A 20,338-nucleotide genomic window follows, 5' to 3' on the forward strand; every position below is an offset into this window, starting at 1 on the left:
TCGAACGGTCTCCTAAACCACGGCGCATGGACGCGCGGCCTCTGCTTGCGTCCTCCGCAACACGACAAGGAGCGCGCCCATGAGCAAGATGACCCCGCAGGAAATGGCCCAGAAGATCGGATCGGGCCTCCTGTCCTTCCCCGTCACGCCGTTCAGGGCGGACTACTCCTTCGACGAGGCGACCTACCGCGCCAACATGGACTGGCTGTGCGGTTATGACGTCGCAGGTCTGTTCGCCGCCGGCGGCACCGGCGAGTTCTTCTCGCTGACGCCATCAGAGGTTCCGCAGGTCGTGAAGGTCGCCGTCGACGAGACCAAGGGCCGCGTGCCCGTGCTCGCCGGCACCGGTTACGGCACCGCGATCGCGCGCGAGATCGCGATCGGTGCGGAAAAGGCCGGCGCCGACGGCCTCTTGCTGCTGCCGCCCTACCTCACCCATTCCGAACAGGAGGGCCTCGCCGCGCACGTCGAGGCGGTCTGCGCCGCCGTGAAGATAGGCGTGATCGTCTACAACCGCGACAACGCGATCCTGCAGCCCGACTCGCTCGCACGCCTTGCCGAGCGCTGCCCGAACCTCGTCGGCTACAAGGACGGCATCGGCGACATCGAGCTGATGACCCGCGTCTACACCAAGCTCGGCGACCGCCTCACCTATGTCGGCGGCCTGCCGACCGCCGAGACCTTCGCGCTGCCCTATCTCGACATGGGCGTGACGACCTATTCCTCGGCCGTCTTCAACTTCGTGCCGGAATTCGCCACCAACTTCTACGCCGCGGTGCGCAAGCGCGACCACGCCACGATCCAGGCCGGCCTGAAGGATTTCATCCTGCCGCTGATCGCGATCCGCAACCGCAAGAAGGGTTACGCGGTCTCGATCATCAAGGCCGGCATGAAGGTGATCGGCCGCGATTCCGGCCCGGTGCGTCCGCCGCTGACCGATCTCACCGAGCAGGAGATGGCGGAGTTGACCGCGCTGGTGAAGAAGCTGCCCGCCGCACGATCGTCACAACAGGCTGCAGAATAACACGACAACAGGGAGGGGCGTGCGATGGCCAAGACTGAGATTTCCGGCGCGTCAGTCGCCGGCGCACCGGTCGTCACGGCGATGCAGGTGATCCCGGTCGCGGGCCGCGACAGCATGCTTCTCAACCTCAGCGGCGCGCATGCACCGTTCTTCACCCGCAACATCGTCATCCTCACCGACAATGCCGGCCACACCGGCGTCGGCGAGGTGCCGGGCGGGCAGAAGATCTGGCAGACCCTCCAGGACGCGCGCGACCTCGTGATCGGCAAGACCGTCGGCGCGATGAACAACATTCTCGCCGACGTCCGCATCGCCTTCGCCGATCGCGACGCCGGCGGCCGCGGCAAGCAGACTTTTGATCTTCGCGTGATGATCCACGCCGTCACCGCGATCGAATCCGCGCTGCTCGACCTGCTCGGCCAGCATCTCGGACTGCCCGTCGCCGCGCTGCTCGGCGAAGGCCAGCAGCGCAGCAGCGTCGAGACGCTCGGCTATCTCTTCTTCGTCGGCGATCGCCGCAGGTCGAAGCTCGACTATGTCACCGGCGAGACCGGCAAGGCGGACTGGTTCAACCTCCGCCACCAGGAGGCGATGACGCCCGAGACCGTGGTGCGGCTCGCGGAGGCCACCCACGATCATTACGGTTTCGCCGACTTCAAGCTCAAGGGCGGCGTGCTGCGCGGCGAGCAGGAGATCGAGGCCGTCACGGCCATCGCAAAACGTTTCCCGAACGCACGCGTGACGCTCGACCCCAACGGCGCCTGGTCGCTCGATGAGGCGATCCGCCTCTGCAAGAACATGCACGGCATCCTCGCCTACGCCGAAGACCCCTGCGGCGCCGAGGCCGGCTTCTCCGGCCGCGAGATCATGGCCGAGTTCCGCCGCGCAACGGGCCTTCCGACCGCCACCAACATGATCGCCACCGACTGGCGGCAGCTCTCCCATGCGCTGCGGCTCGGGGCGGTGGACATCCCGCTGGCCGATCCCCATTTCTGGACCATGCAAGGCTCGGTGCGCGTGGCCCAGACCTGCCGTGACAACGGCCTGACCTGGGGCTCGCACTCCAACAATCATTTCGACATTTCGCTCGCCATGTTCACCCATGTCGGCGCCGCCGCTCCAGGGAAGGTCACCGCGATCGACACCCACTGGATCTGGCAGGACGGCCAGGCCCTGACCAAAGAGCCGCTCCAGATCAAGGGCGGCAAGATCGCCGTCCCGGACCGCCCGGGTCTCGGCATCGAGATCGACCCTGCCGCCATCGAGGCCGCGCACGAGCTCTACAAGAAGCATGGACTCGGCGGCCGGGATGACGCTATGGCCATGCAGGACCTGATCCCCGGCTGGACGTTTGACGACAAGCGTCCCTGTCTCGTCCGTTAAAAGCGTTCCCCTGGAGGAAAAAGATGACAGCAATCCTGAAGAACTTCATCGGCGGCGAATGGGTCGACGGCTCCGGCATCACCAGGAACATCAACCCCTCCAACACCAATGATCTCGTCGGCGAATACGCCAAGGCCGACAAGGCGCAGACCGAGAAGGCCATCGCCGCCGCGAAAGCCGCCTTCCCCGCCTGGTCGCAGTCGACCCCGCAGGCGCGCTTCGACGCGCTGAACAAGATTTCGCTCGAGATCCTCGCCCGTAAGGAAGAGCTCGGCCGCCTGCTCGCGCGCGAGGAAGGCAAGACCCTCCCTGAAGGCATCGGCGAGGTCGCCCGTGCCGGCCAGATCTTCGCGTTCTTCGCCGGTGAAGCGCTGCGGCTGATCGGCGAGAAGGGCGCTTCGGTGCGTCCCGGCCTCGACGTCGAGCTCACCCGTGAGCCGGTCGGCGTCGTCGGCATGATCACGCCCTGGAATTTCCCGATCGCGATCCCCGCCTGGAAGATCGCGCCGGCGCTCTGCTACGGCAACACGGTGGTGTTCAAGCCCGCCGAGCTGGTGCCGGGCTCGGCGCATGCGCTGTCCGAGATCATCACCCGCTCCGGCATTCCCGCGGGCGTGTTCAATCTCGTCGTCGGCTCCGGCTCGGTGGTCGGCCAGACCCTGCTCGAGCATTCGGACGTCGCCGCGATCTCCTTCACCGGTTCGGTGCAGACGGGACGCAAGATCGCACAGGCCTGCGTGCTCTCGAACCCCATGAAGAAGTTCCAGCTCGAGATGGGCGGCAAGAACCCGTTGGTGGTGCTCGACGACGCCGACCTCAAGACCGCCGTCGAGGTCGCCGTCAACGGCGCCTATTTCTCCACCGGCCAGCGTTGCACGGCGTCCTCGCGCCTGATCGTCACCGAAGGCATCCATGATCGCTTCGTCGCGGCCGTGGCCGAGCGCCTGAACAGCCTGTCGGTGGACGACGCGCTCAAAGCCGGCGTGCATATTGGCCCCGTGGTCGACCAGAGCCAGCTCGACCAAGACCTGCGCTACATCAAGATCGGTCAGGACGAAGGCGCCAAGCTCGCTTTCGGCGGCGAGCTGCTGAAGCGCGAGAATCCCGGCCACTACCTGCAGCCGGCGCTGTTCACCGAAGCCAACAACAACATGCGCATCGCGCGTGAGGAGATTTTTGGCCCGGTCGCCGCAGTCATCCGCGCCAAGAACTACGAGGAAGCGCTGGCGATCTCCAACGACACCGAGTTCGGCCTCGCCTCCGGCATCTGCACCACCAGCCTGAAATACGCCTCACACTACAAGCGCAACAGCGAGTCCGGCATGGTGATGGTCAATCTGCCGACCGCCGGCGTCGACTATCACGTGCCGTTCGGCGGCCGGAAGGGCTCGAGCTACGGCGCCCGAGAGCAGGGCTCCTACGCGCGCGAGTTCTACACCACGGTGAAGACGGCTTATACGTATCCAGGCTGACTGCGATCGTAGGGTGGGCAAAGCGAAGCGTGCCCACCGCTTACGTTCGGTGTGAAGATGGTGGGCACGGCACGTTGCGCCTTTGCCCACCCTACGACTTCTGAGGCAAGCGCAGATGGACCAGGACGTCGCAGCGAAAGAGCAGCCCCGCTACATCAAGCTCAACGAGCGCGACAATGTCGCGATCGTGGTCAATGATTTCGGGCTCCCCGCCGGCTCGCGCTTCGCCAGCGGCCTGACGCTCCGCGCCTTCGTCCCGCAGGGACACAAGACCGCGCTGGTCGACATCGCCGAAGGCGAACCCATCATCCGTTATGGCGAGATCATCGGCTACGCGCTGTCGCCGATCCTGGCCGGTGAATGGGTGGACGAGGCGCGAATCCGCATGCCGGAGGCCCCTGCCCTCGACAAGCTCGAGATCTCCACCGCCGTCCCCGCGCCGCTGCCGCCGCTCGAAGGCTTCACCTTCGAGGGCTATCGCAATCCGGACGGCTCGGTCGGAACCAAGAACATCCTCGGCATCTCCTCCTCGGTGCAATGCGTCAAGGGCACCATGGAATATGCGGTCAAGCGCATCCGCGCCGAGCTGCTGCCGAAGTATCCCAACGTCGACGACGTCGTGCCGCTGACGCATGCCTATGGCTGCGGCGTCGCCATCACCGCGCCCGACGCTGTCGTGCCGATCCGCACCCTGCAGAACCTCGCGCTCAACCCGAATTTCGGCGGCGAGATTCTCGTCGTTGGCCTGGGCTGCGAGAAGCTCGCGCCCGAGCGCCTGGTGCCGGAAGGCGTGAATGACGCCATCGTGCGCATGCAGGACGAGGCCTTTGACGGCTTTGGCGCGATCGTCGATGCGATCATGACCCAGGCCGAGGCGCGCCTGAAAGTTCTCAACACCCGCAAGCGCGAGACCTGCCCGGCCTCCGACCTCGTCATCGGACTGCAATGCGGCGGCAGCGATGCCTTCTCCGGCGTCACCGCCAATCCCGCCGTCGGCTTCGCCGCGGATCTCCTGGTGCGCGCCGGCGCCACCGTGATGTTCTCGGAAGTGACCGAGGTGCGCGACGCGATCCAGCTGCTCACCCGCCGCGCCATCAACGAGGACGTCGGCCGCGCGCTGGTGCGCGAAATGGCCTGGTACGACTCTTATCTCGCCCGCGGCGGCGCCGACCGCAGCGCCAACACCACGCCCGGCAACAAGAAGGGCGGCCTTGCCAACATCGTCGAGAAGTCGCTCGGCTCCATCGTCAAGTCCGGCTCGAGCGCGATTCAAGGCGTGCTCTCGCCCGGCGAGAAGGCGACGCAGAAGGGCATGCTGTTCGCTGCGACGCCCGCCTCCGACTTCATCTGCGGCACGCTCCAGCTCGCCTCCGGGATGACGTTGCAGGTCTTCACCACCGGCCGCGGCACACCCTACGGCCTTGCGGCAGCGCCGGTGATCAAGGTCGCGACGCGCAGCGAGCTCGCACGGCGCTGGAAGGACCTGATCGACTTCGACGCCGGCAGCATCGCCACCGGCGAGAAGACCATCGAGGAGACCGGCTGGGACCTGTTCCGCCTCATCCTCGACGTCGCCTCCGGCCGCACCAAGCCGTGGTCGGATCGCTGGGGCATCCACAACGACCTCACCTTGTTCAATCCCGCGCCGGTGACCTAAAGCGTTTTCGAGCGAAGTGGATCCCGGTTCGCGTCAAGAAAACGCGTCAAAACAGAACCGTCACTGGCCCTCGATCAGGTGCATGTCGCCCAGCGTGAACGGCAGGCTGCGCGTGATCAGGTCCGCGATCGCCGCGCGCAGCCGTTCGCTCGAACCGGAGCCCTCGAACGTCGCTTCGATCGGCCCGCTCGGGCCGGCGATCCTCACCGTTCCGGTGTTGTCGAGCGGCGCGGCCGCCCTCTTCTCGATCACGTCGAACGACTTGCCCTCGATGATGCGAACCTCGTACAACGCGTGGATCAGCCCGTAATCCGCAAGCAGCGTCCGATATTCAGCGAGCCCGACACCCTCGACGTTGCGGCCGTTGCCAAGCTTTGATCTCGCCCGGGTGATGACGATATACGCATCCAGTCCCTGCGGCGTGACGTCGCTGCGCACCAGCTCCTTGAAGGGATCGCTGCGCAAGAGATTGACGGGCGCGACCGCCGAATCCCTGATCGCAGCGAAGGCCGCGCGCCGGTAGCTCACCGGCTGCACGCGGAAGCGTCCGCTCAGCAACTTCGTCGCCTGCTGGACGATCAGCTCGTCCAGCCCCCATGCGCTGATCGAGGCGCTCTGCGCGGCGTTGTCGAGCCCGGTCAGACCGGCTCGCGTCAGGCTGATCTCTTCGCCGATCGCCGAGATGATGCCGACGGTCTTGATCGCCTGAAGCCGGCTCGCGCGCGTCTCGAACGCCGCGGCGGCGCCGAGCGCGACGCAGGCGATCGCGCAGGCGAGAATTAGGATGAGCTTGCCGCGCATGATCTATCGGATCCTGAAATCGAACGAATAGGACGCGCCAACGCCGACAGTGGTCTGGTTTGAGGATCCGCGCAGCTTCACCAGCGGGCTGTTCGCGGCGTCACCGAGCAGCTTCTGGTACTCGACATAGGCGTGGACCTCCCACTGCGGATTGATGCGGTAGGAGATCTGGCTGCCGAAGCCGACCGAGTGCGCACCGCCCCTGGCATTGTATGTCGGCAGCCCCGATGCCAGCGCCTGCACGGCGTCGACGCCGAAATACGGCGAGGTGGCCTTGGTGCTCTTCCAGGTGAAGCGCGGGCCGGCGGAGATCGTCAGCCTTTGAATCAGCGGCACGATGACGTCGGCAGAAACATCCGCCACGGTGCCGGTATGGCCGCCCATGCCCTGGCGCAGCTCGCTGCGCAGGCGCAGCCAGTCAACCGGATAGTACTCGACGAAGCCACCGAGCTCATAGGCGGCCTTGACGTCGCCGAGCCCGGTCAGCTCGGCATATTTGTCGCTCTTGCGCGAGGCGACGTATTTGAACGCGGGGCCCGCGCGAAAATTGCCGACGTCGAACAGCGCGATGCTGGCGCTGTCGCGCGGTCCGCGAAACTGGTCGATCGATCCGGCGCGGCGGATCGAGAAGATCGGGATCGGAAGAAACTTCCCGTTCTTCGATCCCACGAAGTCAGGCGTGTATTCGCCGCCGATGCCGACCATGACGGTCCAGTTTCCGGATGGCGAGGGCAGCATCGGCAGCTCGAATGGCGGCGCTGGCAGCGTGAACGCGGTCTGCGCCGATACCGATGGCGCAGTCGCCATGATCGCAGCGAGTGCGACGAGACAGATGGTCGTCCGCCGCACAATCGCCGTGAGGCGGAGAGCGGCTTCTTCGAAGTCATTCATTGCAGGGGCCCCGGACCGGCCTTGTGAGCCGAGTCGACTGATGTGATTAGGAGCCACAGCATCTGGTCCGGCAAAATTGCCCCAAGATTGCAAGGTGCGATCCGATGCCGAGGGGATACGTCCGGCGCCGGCCAGGCGCGCCGCCCGGATCAACATTGCCCCAACATTGCCGAGCCGCGATCACGCCCTCAAAACTTGACGGGCCGGGCCCGCGCGCTCACCCGTTCCTGCCTTTTATTCGCCAAGCTCGCTGCCTTAATGGGAACCCTTGCGCACGAGCCGAAACGCCAGAATTCGGCCAGGGAGCGTCACGGTCAGGGTTTCGTTGCCCCAGCAGAGTCAAGGACGACCCGCGTGCGCTCCCTCGTGATCGAAGACGAACCACAGATCGGCGCCTATGTCAGCCGCCTGCTCGGGCAATTGCACGGCATCGTCGACCTCGTCGGCTCGATCGCCGATGCCGGCCAGGCCCTGGACAATTTCAAATATGATCTGGCGATCGTCGACCGGATGCTGCCCGACGGAGATGCGCTCGAGGTCGTCACGGCGCTGAGCCAATCGGCGGATCGCCCGGCGATCATCATGCTGACGTCCAAGGACGCCAAGGAGGATGTCGTCGAAGGGCTCAACGGCGGCGCCGACGACTATCTCGGCAAGCCGTTCGAGCCGCAGGAGCTGATTGCGCGCGTGCGCGCCGTGCTGCGCCGGCCCCGCCTGCTCGCCCCGTCGGTGCTGTCGCTCGGCAATGTCGAGCTGCACCTCGGCAGCAACGAGGCGGTGGTCGCCGACACCAAGATCCTGCTGCGCCGGCGCGAGGCGCTGATCCTGGGGGCGCTATTGATGCGGCGCGACCGCGTCATCACCCGCGCCGCCCTGATCGAGGAGATCTACGGCTTCGACGACGAGATCGAATCCAACACGCTCGAAGCGCAGGTCTCGCGCCTGCGCAAGAAACTGGCCGAGCTCGGCGGCGACGTCGAGATCCGCAGCATGCGGGGCATCGGCTACATCCTGCGGCTGGCGACGCCGCGATGATGTCGATCGCCCGGACCTTTGCGCTGTCGCTCGGCATTGCCGCGACGACGATCTTCCTGATCATGCTCGGCCTCTTCATCTGGCGCTACCCGATGGAGGAACGCGAGTTCAGGGCCTGCCGGGTCGTGGCGGCCGCTGTCGATCGCGCCACGGTGATCGAAGGCAACATCCTGACGGTCCGACCGACTCCCGCCCTCGAGGAGCTCAAGGCGGACAGCCCCAACCTCTGGTACGTCGTGTCGGTCGGCGACATGGTCGCCGAGTATGGCGCTGAGCGCCGGCCAGCCCTGCCCTTCGCGTTCCCTTATCACGGGCCCGTCGGCTCGTCGGTCTTCAGCACGCTCGACCAGAAGAGCACCTTCTGCCTCGCCGTCGTGCAAAGAGGTCCCTTGCAGCTCGCGATGATGGTCGGCGAGCCTCAAGTCCGCTTCGGCCGGATGGCGAGAAACTTTCTCATCCGCAGCATCTTCTCGATCATGCTCCTGGCGCTGGCCTTTGCCGCGACGGTCGCCGTCGGCGCGGCGCTGGCCGCCCGTTTCGTCTCGCGCGGTATCGAACGGGTGGCGCTTCGCGCGCTCGCGATCGACCCTGCAGCACCGCAAGGCCTGATCTCGCTGAGCGAGGTCCCTCGCGAGTTGAAGCCGCTGGTCAAGGCGCTGAACCGCGCGTTCGGCGAGATCGACGCCTATATCAGGATGCAGCGCCGCTTCCTCGGCAATGCCGCCCATCAGCTCCGCACGCCGCTGACGCTGCTGCGCGCCAAGATCGAGGACGTACCTGAGCCGGCCCTGAAGGCCGAGCTGGTGCGCGACGTCCGCCGGCTGACCTCGCTGGTCTCGGCCATGCTGGACCTGGCGCGACTGCAAAATCATGCGATCGAGAAGCGGCCGATCGACCTTGCCCAGATCACGCTGGATGTGCTGGCCGATTTCAGCCCCTCGGCGCTGGACGCCGGCATCGAGCTTGCGCTGGAGCAGGACGGGAAAGGTCCATTCGTGGTGCAGGGCGTGGACGCCGCAATCCGCAGCGCACTTGCCAATCTCGTCGGCAACGCGCTCATCCACGCCCATGGCGCGCGGCGCATCGTCGCCACGCTCGGCCGCGACGGCGTGTCGATTCACGATGATGGCGCGGGCCTGCCCGATGGCGCCGAACACAGGCTGACCGAGCCGTTCCAGACCGGTAACGCCGCAGGTGAAGGCGCCGGTCTCGGCCTGTCGATCGTCCGCGAGATCATGGCGGCCCATGGCGGAGAGTTGATCGTCACTTCCGCGCCCGGCTGCGGCACCACGATGAGCCTGCGCTTTGCCGCGGCGGCCGCGCCGGCGAGATCTGCGCAGCTCGATCTGCAAGAGCATTGAGCGGGACGCATCGGCGCCTTCCGCGAAACCGTCCGGAAACATTGGCGCGGAAAACGTCTTCCGCGTTTCGTCCTTTCACATCAAGCAATCAATATCTGCGCCGAAGGCAACCGGATTGTACGCGCACGAGCGAACCTGTTGCGGCATCGCGGCGACCAAATCTCCGATTGACATCCTCCACGGAGATTTTCCAATGCGTGTTCTCTCGATGATTGCCGTTGCCGGCGCCATGATTGCGAGCTCGGCTGCCGCGTTCGCCAGCGAGCTTCCCTCCTACGAAGTGACGTCGTTTCCGATCACGGCGACGCAGGTGCAGGTGCTCGGCGGCGCCGGTGTCGAGGAGCAATCGACAAGCCCTTCTATGATCGTCGCCGGCATGCCGGCCTCGCCGGTGCAGGTCTCAGTGCTGTCGCCGCGGATCAAGCAGCTCGCGAGCGCGGGTTCGAATAACCAGGCGCACTGAGCTTGACTTTGTCATTCCGGGTTCGGCGCTCCGCGCCGACCGGAATGACGCGCGTCTACGTCATGCTGCCCGGCATGAAGCAGCGCACGCGCGGATGGCCGTCGACATAGTGCTTCCACACCATGGTGCGGCCGATCTTGTTCGGCACGGTGATCACGGCGCCTTCGGGCACCACGACCCACTCCTCGTCGATGCGCACGCGGTAGCGGCCGCGATCGGACTCCCAATCGACATCGGCAATGACATAGCCGTCGGCATCCGAGCAGCATTGCCCGAATTCGCTATGCAGGCTCTCGAACCAGGGCTTTAAGGGCGAGTTGGCGAAGCGGCCGTCGTCGCGCGCCAGCGCCGAATGCGTCAGTACCGCCAGCCCCAGCAGCACGGCGGCACACTGTCTTGCAGGTCTCATGTGGTCTCCGCGATCGAAGTGATCACCGCGGGGCAAACGCTGTCGTCCGCCCTCCGCATGGTGCGCGGGCGTGGAGACGGCGACTCGCTCCCCCAGCAGCTTTGCCGACAGCTATGCAAATCCGGCGCCAGCGCGCATTCCGGGGAACTACTGGCAAGGTTCCGAGGCGCATTCGCCCTTCGGCGAAGGTGGTCGCACAGGCTGGAGACCTGGTGGCGGGGAAGGCCCCTACGCCAAGGCGAGAGCTATTGAGGCCGCGCAGTGCCGGCCTGCGCCCTTACTGCTTCGCCGGCGCCATCGTGGCGCCGCCCTTCTTCGCCGCGGGCGCGGGTTGCTTCGCGGCTGCAGCCTGCGCCGGCAAGTATTTTGCGACGATGGCAGGATCGACCTGCGCGATGTAGGCATCCGGCAGGCGCGTCCAGGTCTCGTCCTTGCCGAGCAGCGCGATGCCGAGATAGCCGCGCAGCGTCAGGGTCTGACCGTCGGGGCTGACGCGCATGTTGGCCTTCCATATCTGGCCGTCGCGCGGATTGAGCACGTTGCCGCCTTCGTACTTCAACCCTTCGCGCTTCATGTTGCGGACGAAGGAGATACCGAGCACCGGCGCGTTCTTGCGATCGTCGGTGCACTTGGAGCAGACCTCGTTCGGATCGTCGGTCGGCCGCGGAAAGGTCTTGGCGATCACGCCTTCGAAGACGCCATTGCGATCGATGAAGAGAAACCATCCGACCGTCTTGCCGTCTTCGACCTTCTGCCAGAGGCCCGCCGCCGTGGGCTCGGCGGTCTGCGCCGCGCACGGCCTCACCGCCGCGAGCGACAATGCGAGCGCGAGGAAGGAGAGCAGCCGAGAGCTGGAAACGAGAGTCCGCATTATCATCACCTTGCTGAGCCAATCACCTTGCTGAGCCAAGACTTCGTTGAGCCAAGACCTTGCTAAGCCAACACTTTGCTAAGCCAAAAACCTGGCCAAGCCCACGACCGGAATGGCCGCAGACTACGGCGATTTCGCGAACGGTTCCAGCACCAGAAACATGGGGCACCGTCGCCCCGGAACGCTTCGGTCAGTTGACACCGAGCTTCTTTTGCAGGCTGGAGGACGAGGTCGTGTACTGGAACACGAGCCGCTTCTCCGGATAGACATAACGATGGGCTTTTTGCGACATCAGCGCGCCCTCGTGGAAGCCGCACAGGATCAACTTGATCTTGCCGGGATAGGTGTTGATGTCGCCGATCGCGAAGATGCCGGATACGTTGGTCTCGAACGCGGATGTCTCGACCGGCACCAGATTGTTCTCCAGCGCAATGCCCCAGTTCGCGACCGGGCCGAGCTTCATGGTCAGCCCGAAGAACGGCAGCATGGTGTCGCAGGCGATTTCGGTGATGCTGTTGTCGTTGCCCTTGATAGTCGCGCCGGCGAGCTTGCCGTCGGCGCCGGAGAGCGCGGTGACCTGGCCGAGCCGCAGATCCATCTTGCCGCCGGCAACCAGCGCGCGCATCTGCTCGACGCTGTGGGGCGCTGCGCGAAACTCGTCGCGCCGATGCAGCAGCGTGATGCGCTTGGCAATCGGATGCAGATTGAGCGTCCAGTCGAGCGCGGAATCGCCGCCGCCGACGATCAGCACGTTCTTGTCGCGGAAATTCTCCATCTTGCGCACCGCGTAATGCACCGAGGTGCCTTCATAAGCCTCGATGCCCGGCACCGGCGGACGCTTGGGCTGGAACGAGCCGCCGCCGGCCGCGATCACCACCACCTTGCATTCGAACACCTTGCCGGCATCCGTGGTACAGCGAAACAAGGGATCGCCGATCTTCTCCACGGTCTCGATCATCTCGCCGAGATGGAAGGTCGGATGAAACGGCTTGATCTGCTCCATCAGCGCGTCGGTCAGCCCCTGCCCCGACACATGCGGAATGCCGGGAATGTCGTAGATCGGTTTTTCCGGATAGAGCTCGGCACACTGGCCGCCGACCTTGTCGAGGATGTCGACAAAATGCGCCCTCATGTCGAGAAGGCCGAGCTCGAAGGCGGCGAACAGACCGCACGGGCCGGCGCCAATAATCAGCACATCGGTTTTGATCACGTCGCTCATGTCGTCTCTTTATCGGTCGTTATCGGTTGGACGGCGCCCGTTGGGCAGAGGTGACCCTGCCTGTCTAGCCAACGGGGATGGAACAGGGAAGGCATAAAAGCGGGATCGCCCCGCAGCCGCGCCCACTTGCCGGGCCAGAATAACTGGGCTGTAACGAGCATGGATTTGACGGAGATCAATCGGTGAACGCACCTGCCCGCCTCGACACCACCCCGCGCCTCGAGGACTTTCCGTTTCGCCTCAGCGACAACGTCCGGTTCGGCGACCTGGACCCGAACCAGCACGTCAACAACGCGGTCTACGCCACTTATTTCGAGACCGGCCGTGTCACGCTGATGAAGCTTCCCGAATACGGTCTGACCCCGCCGGGGCTGGCCTGGATCATGGTGCGGCTCGACATGCACTTTCGCGCCGAGCTGCACTGGCCGAGCACGATCGAGCTTGGCCTCGGCGTGGTCAAGCTCGGGCGAACGTCGGTGACATTCGAGCAGGTCGTGTTCTCGAACGGCACGTGCATTGCGTCGGCGACGTCGGTCGGCGTCCTGCTCGACGAGGCCACGCGGCGACCCGCGCCGCTGACCGCAGAGGTGATCGAGAAGCTCAGACCCTGGCACAAGCGCGGCATCGAGGTCGCGCCGCCGAGCATCTAGTCTACTTGGATAGTCTACTTGGAGACGATCAGGCCTGGCGCTCGGGCGTCGCCACGACGAGGCCGTCGAGCTCGTCGGAGACCTTGATCTGGCAAGACAGGCGCGAATTCGGGCGCACGTCGAAGCCGAAGTCGAGCATGTCCTCTTCCATCGGCGTCGGGCTGCCGACCTTCTCGCGCCAGGCTTCGTCGACATAGACATGGCAGGTCGCGCAGGCGCAGGCGCCGCCGCATTCGGCCTCGATGCCGGGAATGTTGTTGCGGATCGCAGCTTCCATCACGGTTGCGCCGTTCTCGATTTCCACCGTGCGGGTTTCGCCCTTGTGGTCGACAAAGTGAATCTTGGCCATGTGTGCTCGTGCTGCCGCGGTGCTTTGAATGAAGGAGGGTCCCGGCTGTCCTATAACGGGTCGATCAGCCCGGCGCCATAGCGTTTTGTTGCGAATTGAATCCCGCTTTGCGGGAAGAAAACGCGTCAAAACAAGCGACTAGAGCCCGGCTCCGGTCGTATCGGCTCAACGCTTCAGCATCGCCGCGATGGCGGCACGGGCCTCGGCCACCGCCTCTTTCAGTGCGGCCAAGGCATGGGGCCGGCCATGGCCGGTCCGGATCGCAGTCTCCAGGCTGGCTGCGGCATCGGCCACCGCAAAGGCGCCGATCCCGCGCGCCGAGCCCTTGAGCTTGTGCGCGAGCGCGCCGGTCTCGGCCGGCAATGCTGTCATCGCCGCGAGCAGACGGGCCGCCTGCTCCGCGAACATGGACAGCACTTCCTGCTCCAGCTCGGCATCGCCGAGCGTCATCCGGGAGAGGTGATCGAGGTCGAGCGGGCTGTCGATCGGCGCAAGCGGGGGCGAAGGCATCCAGTCCATCCGTTGCAGTTCAGGCGTCATGGCGCAGGCCCCGGCATCGCGCGATGGCCGCCGGTCCGGCGGTCAGGTTCCCCTCACCCAAGCATGGAAATGGTTAACGAAATGTTTGGGGAAATTGACGCAGATCCGCCGGTTTATTGACGAAAAGTTGCCGCAATCGGCCGAGTCCAGTGGAGAATTGCATTGATTGCTAAGGCGTTACGGCCCGATCCTGTTAACGATGATTAAGAATGTCTTAATCGCGGGCATTTCATTCGCGACGCTCTGCCAATAGGATGTTGCAGAAATTAGCGGACAAGCCGTCCGGGTGGGGACGGCTCGGAGATCCGCGCAAGCGGCATGATCCGGTCTGTGGGCTTGCGCCGCGCGCAGGGCTCGCGGGGGGACGCGTACAAGTAACGAGGGCTCGGACTGAACATGGCGAACACTCCGAAAAAGGTCAAAGACCCTACAGAAGTTGCGCTTTCTGCGATTCAGGAAGCCCTGAACATCAGCGACACGGCGGCCGATACCAGCCGCAACGCCGCGATGCGCAACGAAACGGCGCCCCCGGTGCCGCCGGCCGCGCCCCCGGTCTTCGACGATCCGAGCTTCGAGCCGCGCCCCGCCGCCAACGAACGCTCGACCGTGTTCGACCCGATCGAAGAGCCGCGCACCGCGCGCCGTCCCGCCAATGACGACCGCGAGACCATCGGTCAGCTGCTCCAGGCGCTGCAGAAGGGCCGCCCTGCCCGCAGCGTCTACACCTTCGCCACCATCTTCGCCGGCATCTGGCTCGCCGCCTGCGCGGCGCTGACCGTCGGCTTCCTGCCCTCGATCCAGGCCGCCATGGGCCAGAGCGGCGGCGTGCTCGTCATCGCCGGCCTCGTTGCGATGTTCTTCGCGCCGATCATGCTGTTCTACTTCCTCGCCAGCCTCGTCTGGCGCGGCCAGGAAATGCGCATGATCGCGCAGGCGATGGCGCAGGTCGCGATCCGCTTCTCCGAGCCGGAAGGCTCGGCCGCCGATTCCATGGTCACCGTCGGCCAGGCCATCCGCCGCGAGGTCGCGGCGATGGGCGACGGCATCGAGCGTGCGATTGCGCGCGCCGGCGAGCTCGAGACGCTGGTTGCCAACGAGGTCGCCGCGCTCGAACGCGCCTATTCCGACAACGAGGTGCGCATCCGCGCTTTGCTCCAGGACATCGCGCATCAGCGCGACAACCTGGTCGGCCAGGCCGAGCAGGTCCGCAGCGCCATTTCCGGCGTGCAGATCGACCTGCGCCACGACATCGCGCTGATCTCGGACGCGATCGCCTCCCGCGTCGACGAGGTCGCCAAGTCGATCACCGGCGCGCTGGAAGAGCGCGGCGCCCATATCACCCAGGCGCTGAGCAATGCCGGCGACAACATGATCCTGGCGCTCGGCGAGCGCGGCGGCGACCTGCTCGACCGCCTCGAGGAAGCCAGCAACGAGACCACGCGCGCCGTGCTCGACGCCAGCGAGCGGCTGACCACCAGCCTCAACTTCAAGACCGGCCACGTCCACGACGAGTTCGTCGACCTCGCCGACCGCGTCCACGAGATGCTGAACGAGCGCATCGACCGCATCACCGGCGAGTTCGAGCAGCGTTCCGCCGCGATCGTCGACGGCATCTCCGAGCGCACCGAGCAGGTGCACGACAGCCTGAAGAACTCGTCGGACTCGCTGCTGCTCGAGCTCGAGCTGCGTTCCAACGACATCTCCGCCAAGATCGATGATGCCGGCAACCGCCTCGCCGGCCAGATCATGACGAGCGGCGACAAGGCCAGCGAAGCGCTCGACGCCACCGTCAACTCCCTGGTCGCCAAGGTCGTCAGCCAGACCGAGACCGCGCACGATTCGCTGTCGCTGCAGATGAGCGCGTTCGACGAGCTGGTGAGGAACCAGGGCACCGAGCTGGTCGAGAAGTTCGCCCGCGACTCCGGCACGCTGGGCGCGCTGATCACCCGCCACATCTCCGAGTTCGACCGCACCGTGAAGACCTTCGGCGGCGAAATCGTCGATCGCATGGGCCAGCGCACGCAGGACATCGCCGAGACGCTGAAGACCTATGTCGACAATTTCGACACCCGCTTCACGTCGAACGGCGGCGAGATCACGGCGGTGCTCGACCAGCGCCTCGCGCAGTTCGAGACCACGATCGGCGAACGCGTCGGCAATATCGACGCTTCGCTAAACGGCAAGATCGCCAGCCTCGACGGCACCATCGAAGGCCACATCAGGACCTTCGACGAGCAGCTCGTCGGCCGCGTCGCCGCGCTCGAACAGTCGTTCGACGGCCGCGCGAAGTCGATGACCGAAACCATCGACGGACGCATCAACACGCTGGCGACGTCGCTGACCGACGGTGCCGCGCAGGCGATCCAGTCGATCGACTCCCGCCTCACCCACCTCACGACCTCGCTGACCGGCGGCGCGTCGCAGGCCATCGAAACGATCGATGCACGCCTCAGCCATCTCACGACGTCGCTGACCGATGGTGCGTCGCAGACCATCCAGTCGATCGACACCCGCTTGACGCACCTCACGACGACGCTCACCGGCGGCGCCACGCAGGCGCTCGAATCCATCGACGCCCGCCTCACCTACCTGACCACCGCCGTGACCAACGGCGCCTCGCAAGCCGTGCAATCGATCGACACCCGCCTCACGCTGCTGAGCTCGACGCTCACCGACGGCACCGCGCAGGCGATCGAGGCCGTCGACCGCCGCATCACCGGCGTCGCCGAGATCATCGACGGCCGCAGCATGCATCTGACCGACACGGTCACGGCGCGCTTCCAGGAGATCCAGCAGGCCATCGAGACCAAGGTCGGGTCGGTCGCCAGCGACATCGACGTGCGCGTGGCGCAGTTCGAGGACCTGCTCGGCTCGCGCGTCGAGGCCGTCGCCGGCCGCATCGAAAGCAGCGGACGCCAGGCCAGCGAGGACATGATGTCCCGCGCCGAGATGATCTCGACCGCGATCCGCTCGCATGTCGAGGACGCCGAGCGCTCGCTCACCAACCTCGTCGTCAACACCAGCGAGACCATCCAGACCGGCGCGCGCACCGCCCAGCAGTCGCTGCTGACGGTCTCCTCCGACGTCAACGCCCAGCTCAAGATGACCTCCGCCGAGGTCGAGCAGGCGCTGACCGCGGTCGGCACCGGTGCGGCGAACTCGATCCTGACCAGCGCGCGCGAAGCGCAGTCGACGCTGGTCGCGGCCTCGGGCGAAGCCTCCACCCAGATCAAGGGGCTCGCGGCCGACGTCGAGCGCACGCTGTCGGCGGCGGGCTCCGCTACCGCAGCCTCGATCCTGGCCGGCGCCCGCGAGGTGCAGACCACCCTCGTCACCGCGTCCTCGGATGCGGCCAACCAGGTCAAGACGCTCACCGCCGACGTGCAGCGCTCGCTGTCCATGGCCGGCACCGCCACCGCGGAATCGATCACCGCCGGCGCCCGCGATGCGCAGAGCACGCTGATCACGGCCTCGACCGAGACCGCCAACCAGATCAAGGCGCTGTCCTCGGACGTGCAGCGTTCGCTGACGATGGCGGGCACCTCGACGGCCGAGACCATCATGAGCGGCGCCCGCGAGGCCCAGAGCACGCTGGTGACGGCGTCCTCGGACGCGGCGAGCCAGGTCAAGTCGCTCGCGGCCGAAGTGCATCGCTCGCTCTCGCAGGTCGGCCAGTCCACCGCCGAGACGATCACCACCAGCGCCCGCGACGCCCAGAGCACCCTGCTCGCGGTCTCGGCCGAGCAGACCAGCCAGGTCCGTTCGCTCGCGGCCGAGATGCAGCGCGCGCTGGCGACCGCCGGCGGCGCCACCATCGAGGCGCTCACCAGCGGCGTTCGCGAGGCCCAGGGCACGCTGATCTCCGCCTCGACCGACGCGGCGAGCCAGATCAAGTCGCTGACGACGGATATCGAGCGCACGCTGACCGCGGTCGGCGCCGACACCGCCTCGACCATCCTGAACAGCGCGCGTGAGGCCCAGATCTCGCTGACCTCGACTTCGGCCGACGCCGCGAGCCAGATCCGCACGATCTCGACCGAGATCGAGCGCACGCTGAGCGCGGCCACCGCCAACGCCACCAACGACATCCAGACCAGCGCGCTCAACGCCCAGAACGCGCTGATCTCCGCCTCCAACGAGGCGAGCTCGCGCGTCAAGTCGAGCTCGGCCGACGTCGAGCGTTCGGTGCTCGCCGCCAGCTCCAGCTTCGGCCAGGCCATGACCGGCAAGACCGACGAGATCGTCACCTATGTGCAGCAGCAGGCCGACCGCCTGTCGAACATGATCGACGCCAAGCGCGGCGCGCTGGTCGACGCGATCGGCTCGAAGACCAGCCAGCTCACGCTCGACATCGACCGCGTCACCTCCGACGCGCTGAAGTCGATCGAGACGCGCGGCCAGGCCTTCTCGCAGACCATGATGGGCAACGGCTCGGAAGTCGCCCGCACCATCAACGCGGCGAGCGAGGTCGCCACCAGCGCCGTCAGCAAGTCGCTCAAGGATCTCGAGCAGTCCTCGCGTTCCGCGATCGACCAGTCGCGCCAGGTCTCGATTGCGGCCGTCACCGAGATGCAGGAGACCAGCAAGATCCTGCGCACCGACACGGTCGCCCTGTTCGAGCGCCTGCGCGAAGGCAACATCCTGCTCCAGGAGGTGCTGACCGGTGCGCACGACAACCTCAACTCGCTCGAGCGGGCGCTGGTGACCCGCGTCGCCGACTTCGTCTCGGCGATGAACGACGTCACTTCGCGCAACGGCGCGGCGACGCAGAACCTGGAAGAGCAGCTCAACGTCTTCAACAGCAAGACCACGAAGGCGCTGCAGGATCTCGGCGAGCTGTCGACGCAGTTCGACAAACACGGCCAGGCGCTGGTCGAGGCCGCGCAGGTCGTCGAGCAGAGCAACAAGAACACCACCGCCTCGCTCGCCGAGCGCAAGCAGGCGCTGGAATCGCTCGTCACCACGATCGACCTGCGCACGGCCGATCTCGACCAGCGGCTGTCGCGCTTCACCGGCCTGCTCGATGAATCGCTGGCGGCTGCCGAAGAGCGCGCCCGCGACATCGCCCGCGTCGTCGCCGAGACCGCCGGCGCCGGCTCGGCTGCGATCACCCGCCAGTTCGAGGCGGTGCGCGCGGCATCCGAAGAGGAGCACCGGCAGACCATCGAGGCCATGCACGACATCTACCGCCAGACCACCGATGAGGCGGATGCGATGTTCAAGCAGTCGACCGAGAAGTTCACCAACCTCGTCGCCAGCATGAAGCAGATGGCTTTCGAGATGCACAACGAGCTCGAAGCCACCCGCAACGAGCTGCGCCGCGGCGTGCTCGAGATGCCGCAGGAGGCCGCCGAGAGCACGGCGCAGATGCGCAAGGTGATCGTCGACCAGATCGAGGCGCTCGCCGAGCTCAACCGCATCGTGGCCCAGCACGGCCGCGGGCTCGACGTCACCACGGCGGGCCGCGCCAGCGTGCAGCGCCAGGAAGAGCCGATACTTGCAGCCGTCGGCGGCCGGGCGACCGAGACCCGCATGCGCGATACGGGCAGCGCTTCGACGCTGCCGCCGCCGGACCTCGGCCTGCCGGCCTCGCGCCGCACCGAAGCGCCGCCGGTCGCGCCCGGCAACAACGACCAGAACCGTGACGGCTGGCTGTCGGACCTGCTCAACCGCACGGACGCCAACCAGGACGCTCCGAACGGCCGTGAGGCTCCCCGTGGCCGTGCTGCTGCCCCTGCACCGCAGCCGCAGGCTCCGCAGAGCAGCGGCAATCCGCTGGAATCGCTGTCGCTCGACATCGGCCGGCTGATGGACCGCAACCTCGCGGCCGAGATGTGGGACCGCTACCAGCGCGGCGAGAACAAGGCCTTCACCAAGCGCCTCTACACGCCCGCCGGCCAGAAGGCCTTCGACGAGGTCGCCCGCAAGTACCGCGCCGACCGCAACTTCAAGGGCACGGTCGACCGCTACGTCGCCGAGTTCGAGCGCCTGCTCGACGAAGTCGCCCGCGACGGCCGCGGCCCGCAGGAGCTGCGCAGCCACCTGATCTCGGAGACGGGCCTGGTGTACACGCTGCTCGCGCACGCGGCGGGCCGCCTGGGGTGAGCGGCCGATAGCAACGAACAGCGAAAGAAAACGGAGGCCTCTCGGCCTCCGTTTTTGTTTGAGTGCGTCATCCGCGCTCTCGTGCCCCGGACGCAGCGCAGCGCTTCT

At 66.2% G+C, this 20,338-nt stretch carries 16 protein-coding genes; 9 read left to right on the forward strand and 7 right to left on the reverse strand.

Features of this window, described 5'->3' with window-relative positions; all coding sequences use genetic code 11:
• Positions 1–79: 79 nt before the first annotated feature.
• From kdgD to garD, 4 genes are all read left to right on the forward strand, one after another.
• Positions 80–1,024, forward strand: a complete 945-nt coding sequence (gene kdgD / locus XI05_RS11060; protein WP_271501391.1) for a 5-dehydro-4-deoxyglucarate dehydratase — start codon at positions 80–82, stop codon at positions 1,022–1,024.
• A gap of 24 nt (positions 1,025–1,048) precedes the next feature.
• Positions 1,049–2,407, forward strand: a complete 1,359-nt coding sequence (gene gudD, locus XI05_RS11065) for a glucarate dehydratase (RefSeq protein WP_271501393.1) — start codon at positions 1,049–1,051, stop codon at positions 2,405–2,407.
• Between the two features lie 23 nt (positions 2,408–2,430).
• The gene (locus tag XI05_RS11070) at positions 2,431–3,879 is read left to right on the forward strand and encodes an aldehyde dehydrogenase family protein (protein ID WP_271501394.1); all 1,449 of its coding nucleotides are present in this window, start codon (positions 2,431–2,433) and stop codon (positions 3,877–3,879) included.
• Positions 3,880–3,994: 115 nt separating this feature from the next.
• Positions 3,995–5,536 (forward strand): galactarate dehydratase, encoded by a 1,542-nt coding sequence (garD, locus tag XI05_RS11075; RefSeq protein ID WP_271501396.1) that lies wholly within the window; start codon positions 3,995–3,997, stop codon positions 5,534–5,536.
• Between the two features lie 60 nt (positions 5,537–5,596).
• Here garD and XI05_RS11080 read toward each other — a convergent pair whose 3' ends face one another.
• Both XI05_RS11080 and XI05_RS11085 read right to left on the reverse strand, forming a co-directional pair.
• Positions 5,597–6,337 carry a hypothetical protein gene (locus XI05_RS11080; protein WP_271501398.1) on the reverse strand — a complete coding sequence of 247 codons (741 nt, stop codon included), beginning with the start codon at positions 6,335–6,337 and terminating at the stop codon, positions 5,597–5,599.
• Positions 6,338–6,340: 3 nt separating this feature from the next.
• The gene (locus XI05_RS11085) at positions 6,341–7,228 is read right to left on the reverse strand and encodes a MipA/OmpV family protein (RefSeq protein WP_271501400.1); all 888 of its coding nucleotides are present in this window, start codon (positions 7,226–7,228) and stop codon (positions 6,341–6,343) included.
• Between the two features lie 354 nt (positions 7,229–7,582).
• Between XI05_RS11085 and XI05_RS11090 the strand changes: the two genes are divergently transcribed.
• The 3 genes from XI05_RS11090 to XI05_RS11100 all read left to right on the forward strand — a co-directional run bounded on the left by XI05_RS11090 (position 7,583) and on the right by XI05_RS11100 (position 10,087).
• Positions 7,583–8,263: a response regulator transcription factor gene (locus XI05_RS11090; RefSeq protein WP_271501402.1), complete on the forward strand. Its 681-nt coding sequence runs from the start codon at positions 7,583–7,585 to the stop codon at positions 8,261–8,263.
• Entirely contained in the window at positions 8,260–9,624 is a 1,365-nt protein-coding gene (locus XI05_RS11095; RefSeq protein ID WP_271501403.1) for a sensor histidine kinase, read from the forward strand. Before XI05_RS11090 ends, XI05_RS11095 begins: the two co-directional genes overlap by 4 nt.
• Positions 9,625–9,817: 193 nt before the next feature.
• Positions 9,818–10,087, forward strand: coding sequence for a hypothetical protein (locus XI05_RS11100; protein WP_271501406.1), 270 nt, complete (start codon positions 9,818–9,820; stop codon positions 10,085–10,087).
• A gap of 55 nt (positions 10,088–10,142) precedes the next feature.
• Here XI05_RS11100 and XI05_RS11105 read toward each other — a convergent pair whose 3' ends face one another.
• The 3 genes from XI05_RS11105 to XI05_RS11115 all read right to left on the reverse strand — a co-directional run bounded on the left by XI05_RS11105 (position 10,143) and on the right by XI05_RS11115 (position 12,586).
• Positions 10,143–10,496 carry a hypothetical protein gene (locus tag XI05_RS11105; protein ID WP_271501408.1) on the reverse strand — a complete coding sequence of 118 codons (354 nt, stop codon included), beginning with the start codon at positions 10,494–10,496 and terminating at the stop codon, positions 10,143–10,145.
• A 277-nt stretch (positions 10,497–10,773) separates the two neighbouring features.
• On the reverse strand, positions 10,774–11,367 hold the full coding sequence (locus XI05_RS11110) for a DUF2147 domain-containing protein (RefSeq protein WP_271501409.1): 594 nt from the start codon (positions 11,365–11,367) through the stop codon (positions 10,774–10,776).
• Between the two features lie 190 nt (positions 11,368–11,557).
• Positions 11,558–12,586 (reverse strand): NAD(P)/FAD-dependent oxidoreductase, encoded by a 1,029-nt coding sequence (locus XI05_RS11115; protein WP_271501411.1) that lies wholly within the window; start codon positions 12,584–12,586, stop codon positions 11,558–11,560.
• 182 nt (positions 12,587–12,768) lie between these two features.
• Here XI05_RS11115 and XI05_RS11120 point away from each other — a divergent pair, with 182 nt between their 5' ends.
• Entirely contained in the window at positions 12,769–13,236 is a 468-nt protein-coding gene (locus XI05_RS11120) for an acyl-CoA thioesterase (protein ID WP_271501413.1), read from the forward strand.
• Positions 13,237–13,264: 28 nt separating this feature from the next.
• On the opposite strand, the gene XI05_RS11125 is transcribed toward XI05_RS11120, so the two are convergent.
• Positions 13,265–13,585: a 2Fe-2S iron-sulfur cluster-binding protein gene (locus XI05_RS11125; RefSeq protein ID WP_271501416.1), complete on the reverse strand. Its 321-nt coding sequence runs from the start codon at positions 13,583–13,585 to the stop codon at positions 13,265–13,267.
• A gap of 165 nt (positions 13,586–13,750) precedes the next feature.
• A complete protein-coding gene (locus tag XI05_RS11130; protein WP_271501418.1) occupies positions 13,751–14,125 on the reverse strand; it encodes an Hpt domain-containing protein in 375 nt (124 codons plus the stop codon).
• A 396-nt stretch (positions 14,126–14,521) separates the two neighbouring features.
• On the opposite strand from XI05_RS11130, the gene XI05_RS11135 reads away from it, so the two are divergent.
• On the forward strand, positions 14,522–20,230 hold the full coding sequence (locus XI05_RS11135; protein WP_271501421.1) for an apolipoprotein A1/A4/E family protein: 5,709 nt from the start codon (positions 14,522–14,524) through the stop codon (positions 20,228–20,230).
• The last annotated feature ends 108 nt before the right edge of the window (positions 20,231–20,338 follow it).

Origin of the sequence: Bradyrhizobium sp. CCBAU 11357, assembly GCF_028128865.1 — a bacterium.
In the GTDB taxonomy this organism is placed as follows: domain Bacteria; phylum Pseudomonadota; class Alphaproteobacteria; order Rhizobiales; family Xanthobacteraceae; genus Bradyrhizobium.

Excerpts from the sequence above, each read along its gene's own strand:
- kdgD (WP_271501391.1), top strand. The coding sequence starts at position 80 with ATGAGCAAGATGACCCCGCAGGAAATGGCCCAGAAGATCGGATCGGGC.
- gudD (WP_271501393.1), top strand. The coding sequence starts at position 1,049 with ATGGCCAAGACTGAGATTTCCGGCGCGTCAGTCGCCGGCGCACCGGTC.
- XI05_RS11070 (WP_271501394.1), top strand. The coding sequence starts at position 2,431 with ATGACAGCAATCCTGAAGAACTTCATCGGCGGCGAATGGGTCGACGGC.
- garD (WP_271501396.1), top strand. The coding sequence starts at position 3,995 with ATGGACCAGGACGTCGCAGCGAAAGAGCAGCCCCGCTACATCAAGCTC.
- XI05_RS11080 (WP_271501398.1), bottom strand. The coding sequence starts at position 6,337 with ATGCGCGGCAAGCTCATCCTAATTCTCGCCTGCGCGATCGCCTGCGTC.
- XI05_RS11085 (WP_271501400.1), bottom strand. The coding sequence starts at position 7,228 with ATGAATGACTTCGAAGAAGCCGCTCTCCGCCTCACGGCGATTGTGCGG.
- XI05_RS11095 (WP_271501403.1), top strand. The coding sequence starts at position 8,260 with ATGATGTCGATCGCCCGGACCTTTGCGCTGTCGCTCGGCATTGCCGCG.
- XI05_RS11100 (WP_271501406.1), top strand. The coding sequence starts at position 9,818 with ATGCGTGTTCTCTCGATGATTGCCGTTGCCGGCGCCATGATTGCGAGC.
- XI05_RS11105 (WP_271501408.1), bottom strand. The coding sequence starts at position 10,496 with ATGAGACCTGCAAGACAGTGTGCCGCCGTGCTGCTGGGGCTGGCGGTA.
- XI05_RS11110 (WP_271501409.1), bottom strand. The coding sequence starts at position 11,367 with ATGCGGACTCTCGTTTCCAGCTCTCGGCTGCTCTCCTTCCTCGCGCTC.
- XI05_RS11115 (WP_271501411.1), bottom strand. The coding sequence starts at position 12,586 with ATGAGCGACGTGATCAAAACCGATGTGCTGATTATTGGCGCCGGCCCG.
- XI05_RS11125 (WP_271501416.1), bottom strand. The coding sequence starts at position 13,585 with ATGGCCAAGATTCACTTTGTCGACCACAAGGGCGAAACCCGCACGGTG.
- XI05_RS11130 (WP_271501418.1), bottom strand. The coding sequence starts at position 14,125 with ATGACGCCTGAACTGCAACGGATGGACTGGATGCCTTCGCCCCCGCTT.
- XI05_RS11135 (WP_271501421.1), top strand. The coding sequence starts at position 14,522 with ATGGCGAACACTCCGAAAAAGGTCAAAGACCCTACAGAAGTTGCGCTT.